The organism is uncultured Nostoc sp. (genome assembly GCF_964245445.1).
Lineage (GTDB): Bacteria > Cyanobacteriota > Cyanobacteriia > Cyanobacteriales > Nostocaceae > Nostoc.
On record NZ_CAXTNE010000379.1, the window covers coordinates 1 to 5,877 of the forward strand.

The following is a 5,877-nucleotide window of genomic DNA, read 5'->3' on the forward strand; positions in this document are numbered from 1 at the left end:
CAGGGGAAGAGAAATTGCTTAATAATAACTCTCTTTCCTCAAGAGCCTCAAGAGCCTCAAGAGCTTATCTGAACCGTATTGGCTCCACTATGACATTTACCAATTGTTCATTTGATAATTGGAGCAGGCTTTCATGATCTAGGCAAGCAGAGTGTTCTTTATCCATAATTTTGATACTTTGCCTTGGGTGTCACACTTGTCAACACCCTCAGACCTGAATCCTTACGCAGAAATTAAAAATAAATTTGATTAAATTGTTGATTTTACCAATATATGTGGATATTCTTTCCTAATAGTTTAAGAAATTGGAAGACAGTCTTAGACTGCCTTCCAATTATTTATGTATGATAATTTTCACTTTCTGGTTTGCTCATTCTCTGTGAAAGAGTATTATATCTCGACTCTACATGATAGCGATCGCTCTTCAAAGGGCGTTACTTACAATTCACTCACGCTTAACGAGAGGGAAGTAAATTTCCAAGGTGAGGAAACCCCTACTACTTAATTGCCGACTCTGACTTTCACTGATTTGTTAGACTGAACACACCGGGATTTTTCAGTCAAATCTCTGAACTACGCCAGCAGACGAGGCTACCCATGCTTACAAGTACGCTACTTCTCTCGAATCAACTTCCCACCCTGCAATATTCCTCCACACCAGAGCGTTTCGATGAAACCTGGGAAGCCCCCCTGGCTACCCTCCTGGGACTAGGACGCGCCGCAGGTGCTGACTTCATCGAATTATTTTTAGAACGTCGCAACTATATTAGTTCTCTTGCAGAAGACGACTCCATCACTAGTATTTCACCCAGTCTCTCTACAGGCGCGGGAGTCAGAGTATTTCGTGGCAAAGCTGATTGCTACGTCAGCACCAATGACCTTTCGTTTTCCGGTTTGAAAGCAGCTTTAGAAAAAGGTCTTTCTATCCTGGGATTGCAACTACCCACTGCTAAAGCTTTCATCCCAGAAATCAACCTAGAATTGTTGAGAGATTACGCCACCAAAAGAGGTAAAGATGCATGGCTACCAGTGTGTAGCTCCATCCGAGAAATGGGAGAAGTCCTCCTTGATGGTACTGCCCACCTGAAGCAAAAAGCTAGCCACGTCCAATCGCGCCGTGCTACCTATTTCCGGGATTGGCAAGAGGTTTTAATCGCCGCCAGTGACGGCACTTTTGCCCGTGACATTCGCCTCACTCAGTCAGTAGGATTTAACCTGTTGTGTGCTGATGGTGCTAATCGTGCTTCCATCGGTGAACGCGCTGGTAACACTAGCGATGCCAACTTCTTGAGAACTTGGGATTCTCAACAAGCCGCCGAAAAAATAGCAGAATCTGCTGGCAAAATGCTCTACGCCGATTACGTAGAATCAGGTACTTACCCGATTATTATGGCCAATCACTTTGGCGGCGTAATCTTCCACGAAGCTTGCGGACACCTGCTAGAAACCACCCAAATTGAACGCAATACCACTCCTTTTGCTGACAAAAAAGGCGAAAAAATTGCCCACGAAAGTTTGACAGCCTGGGATGAAGGGCGTTCTGAAAATGCCTTCGGGACAATTGACATGGACGATGAAGGTATGCCTGCTCAAAGAACCCTATTAATTGAAAAAGGCGTTCTTAAAAACTTCTTAGCAGATAGAACAGGTTCTGCACGCACCGGACACCCCAGAACTGGAAGTGGACGCCGCCAAAATTATACCTATGCTGCTGCTAGCCGGATGCGTAATACTTATATTGATTCTGGCGAATATAGCATTGATGATTTATTTACCTCTGTTGATAAAGGTATTTACTGTAAAAAGATGGGTGGCGGAAGCGTTGGTGCTACAGGCCAATTTAACTTTAGCGTTGATGAAGCTTATTTGATTGAAAATGGCAAAATCACCAAACCGCTAAAAGGAGCAATTCTAATTGGTGAAGCTAAGGAAATTATGAATAAAATTTCTATGTGTTCCCAAGATTTGGAAATTGCACCAGGTTTTTGTGGTTCCGTCAGTGGCAGTATTTACACCACAGTAGGACAACCCCACATCAAGGTTGATTCTATTACCGTCGGTGGAAGATAATAATTTTTGATTTGAGATTTTGGATTTTGGATTGTGAATGATCAGGATATTACGTCAATAAAAAGCTACCAAACAAATATAAGTCATAAGCTAAACCACATCTAGCATAATACTCAGTTGTAGAGTGGGCGTCTCGCCCGCCCAAGAAATACAAACAAATTTTCTGTGGAAAAGCTTAACATCCAAAATCCAAAATCTAATATCCAAAATAAAATTGCTTCCAATCCAAAATCTAAAATTCAAAATCCAAAATTGACTATGCCAAATATCAATGAGATTGCAAATTCCGCCAAGGACAATGCTGAGAAGCTTGGCATTAATAAATTCGACATTTATGGCTCAACAGTAGATGATACTAGCGTGCAAGTAGACCAAGGTGAGCCAAAACAAGTCAAAGCCTCAAATCGTTCTGGTGTTACTGTTCGTGTCTGGAATGAAGATAATACAATGGGTGTCACCAGCACCACAGATGTAGACCCCAAAGGACTGGAATTAGCTTTGAAAACTGCCTACGAAGCTAGTTTCTTTGGTGTTAAAGAAAATGTTCCTGATTTTAGTCCAGAAGCTACTGTTCCTATTGAAAATAAACCCCAAGATAAGGCACCCCAAGCACCTGTTGCTGAACTTATAGAGAGATTGTTGGTAGCTGAAAAAGAATTACTAGCAGCTCATCCAGCAATTAAAGGTGTACCTTATAATGGTTTATCGCAAAGAGATATTGACAGGTTTTATCTCAATAGCGACGGTGCAGTGAGAACTGAATCCCACTCATTGGCATCAGTTTATCTTTACAGCAAAACTGAGGAAGAAGGAAAAAAACCTCGCAGTGCAGGTGCTTTTAGAATCAACCATAGTTTAGATAATTTAGACATCAATGGTTGCATCAAAGAAACCGCAGATAAAACTATCAGTCACTTAAACTATGAAAAAATTAAAACTGGTAAATATCGGGTTGTTTTTTCACCGGAAGCTTTCTTAAGTCTGTTGGGTGGTTTTTCTAACTTATTCAACGCTCAAAGTATTTTGGACAACCAAAGCTTATCTACTGCTGATGATTTAGGTAAGCAAATTGCTTCTCCTCTGCTTTCAGTTTTTGATGATGCACTTCACCCAGCTAACGTAGGCGCAGAAAGTTTTGATGGTGAAGGAACTCCTACTCGTCAGGTTTCGCTGATTGAAAATGGTGTTTTAAAAAGCTTTCTCCATAGTGCAGGCACTGCCAAAAGGTTTAATACCCAACCAACAGGTAATGCCAGTATTGGTGCAAAAGTTAGCGTTAGTCCCAATTTCTACCACGTTTTTTCAACAGCAACTCCTGAAGAAGAGTTAAGTTTAGAAACTGCTGAAAATGTGATTTTTATCGATGATTTACAAGCTCTCCATGCTGGAGTTAAAGCCTTGCAAGGTTCCTTTTCTTTGCCGTTTGATGGTTGGCTAGTTAATAAGGGTGTGAGGACGAGTATTGAATCAGCAACTGTAGCTGGCGATTTCTTAGAAGTCCTGAAGTCAATTATTTATGTAGAAAAAGAGGCAGAGTTAACGCCAGGGGGAGTTTGCCCGAAAATCTGGGTTAATGAACTGTCAATTACTGGTGAGTAAAACTTAAAAAGTAGAGAGTTAGGAGTTGAATTTAACTCTTAACTCATCACTTTGAAATTATTATTCACCATTAGTATTCCCCACCAATGCTAATGGCAGTATTAAATACATCAGCACCGCTTAAATCAATATTAGCCATAACAGCGCCATCTACGTCACTATTATATAAACGGGAATTGCTCAAATTAACGTTGGTGAGATTGGCATTATTTAAAATAGTATCACTGACGAATGCTTTTGTGAGATTAGCAGACTTCAAATTTGCACCAGTTAAATCAGCACCTTCTAAGTTAGCACCCTCAAGATTAGCTCCTTTTAAATTTGCATTTCTCAGGTCAACACCTATTAGGTGAGCGCCTTTGAGGTTTGCTCCTGTTAAATTACATCCAGAACATTCTCTAGTTTCCAGCAAGCGCCGGACAGGGGCGGAGTTTTCTGCTTTGACGCAAAGGGGAGCAGCTAAAGATAGCGTGCTGAGTATGGCTGCTGCCGTCAAAAAAATTGTTTTCATATTTACCTCCGACACTTCTAAAAGTCATTAAATTCTTGACTTCTACGATACTAGTGTGCCAAGATTACAGACTTCTGTACTCATGCGATCGGAGTAATAGATAATTTCTATGAGAATAGGTATTCTTCTATAAGCTAGTCCGATCGGACTAATAGTAATATTATTGGACTCAACTGCAACAACTGCAAACCGTTATATACAGTAGAATTCAGGAGCAAAACACGCTTTATACCTGGGTAACAGACTTAGCTTGTGTGCCTCACCAATTTAAAATCTGCAACTTGAAATCTGCTGTATTTTGAGTCGTTAATTGTTCCATCAGGCATGACTGCACCACGTAAATCTGCACCAGTCAGATTTGTACTACTCATTTCTGCTCTAATTAGATTTGCCTTACTTACAGCAATTTTCAGGTAAATAGACCACAGTGACTGAACCAACTGAAGGCATCATCTTCGGTAATGTAATTTACAGCAAGAGCCATCGCTTGGCCATCGTGAATCAGAAGTACGTGCCTCACAGGAACGAAGGAATTGCTTCGGTTTCGACCAACAAAGCTCAATAGGTGATAAATCAGGAGAATAAGGCGGCAAAAACTAGACTTTTGCACCGACCGACTCAATGGCAATTCTGACACGCTCGGCATGATGAACCTTGAGGTTATCCATGACTATAATTGCCCCTTTCCATAGCTGAGGCAGTAAGACCTGGGTCACATAAGTAAGAAACACCTCAGTATTTGTACTTCCTGGTACAGTCATCGACGCAATCAGTCCATCGATGTTCAAAGCGCCAATCAAAGACAAAGAAACGTTGCCACTCTTGCTTCTGGGGATACTACCCACGGCTCGTTCGCCATCAACGGCTCTGGCGAACAAGCCGCGCAGCGATTGACAAATTTATTCCCGCTTCATCGACAAATATTAAATTTCTGACATCAATCTGATCTAACCAACGCCGATAGTCATGTCTTAACTCTTGCACTCTGAGCGGATCTTGCTCGCTGACATAAAGACTTTTTTTTACAGCGTAATTAATTTTTCTATCGCACGATGCATTGTCGGGATACTCACCCTAATCCCTGTCCTTTCTTGATAGCGATGCCTGCGGCGGGCTACGCCTACGCATAATTATCTCAACAACAAATCATTTTTCTCCTCAACCAGAGATTGGATAAGCGATAGATGCTCGGTTTGAATTGTTGGCTTTTGGTATTTTCCACGCCGTTTCGCTTCAATTTGTTCACTTTGGCGATAATGACGCAACAGATTTCGCACAAATGATAAACTGACCTTGAATCACCACTTTGCCTACAGTTGGCTCAACTAGCCAAATCCTGATGGTCATTGCCTGTGAGAGTTAAATTCCTTAGACCTTACTGCTTCCTATCAAATACAACAGCGCCATACGAACGGCGACACCACTGGTAACTTGCGATTGAATGAGACTAAATTCTGGGTCATCCATCAATTCAGAACTAATTTCAACACCACGGTTAACTGGGCCTGGATGCAAAACTTTGACGTTAGGTTTACAAAGTTGTAACTTTGTACGGGTAATGCCAAATAGCTGATGATATTCTCGCAAACTTGGCAGTAAATGAGCCGTCATACGTTCCTTTTGCAGGCGCAAAGTCATTACAAAATCGGCATTTTGCAAAGCTGGTTCTAGTTGCCAATGTAGAAATAGTTGGGGAG

Annotated in this window: 4 protein-coding genes and 2 pseudogenes; 2 read left to right on the plus strand and 4 right to left on the minus strand. The window is 41.4% G+C overall.

The annotated features are described in order from the left end of the window. Positions 1–597: 597 nt before the first annotated feature. Positions 598–2,070, plus strand: coding sequence for a TldD/PmbA family protein (locus ACFE90_RS35285; RefSeq protein ID WP_334879100.1), 1,473 nt, complete (start codon positions 598–600; stop codon positions 2,068–2,070). Positions 2,071–2,328: 258 nt separating this feature from the next. Next, complete coding sequence (locus tag ACFE90_RS35290; RefSeq protein WP_375506921.1) at positions 2,329–3,669, plus strand: TldD/PmbA family protein; 1,341 nt, start codon at positions 2,329–2,331, stop codon at positions 3,667–3,669. Between the two features lie 70 nt (positions 3,670–3,739). Here the strand turns inward: ACFE90_RS35290 and ACFE90_RS35295 are convergent, their stop codons facing one another. The 4 genes and pseudogenes from ACFE90_RS35295 to ACFE90_RS35310 form a co-directional block, all read right to left on the minus strand. Then, positions 3,740–4,180 (minus strand): pentapeptide repeat-containing protein, encoded by a 441-nt coding sequence (locus ACFE90_RS35295; protein ID WP_375506922.1) that lies wholly within the window; start codon positions 4,178–4,180, stop codon positions 3,740–3,742. A 245-nt stretch (positions 4,181–4,425) separates the two neighbouring features. Beyond that, positions 4,426–4,620 (minus strand): pentapeptide repeat-containing protein, encoded by a 195-nt coding sequence (locus tag ACFE90_RS35300; RefSeq protein ID WP_375506923.1) that lies wholly within the window; start codon positions 4,618–4,620, stop codon positions 4,426–4,428. Positions 4,621–4,629: 9 nt separating this feature from the next. Next, positions 4,630–5,058: pseudogene (locus ACFE90_RS35305) on the minus strand (transposase). A 490-nt stretch (positions 5,059–5,548) separates the two neighbouring features. Beyond that, a pseudogene (locus ACFE90_RS35310) lies at positions 5,549–5,877 on the minus strand (aspartate carbamoyltransferase); the annotation flags it as partial.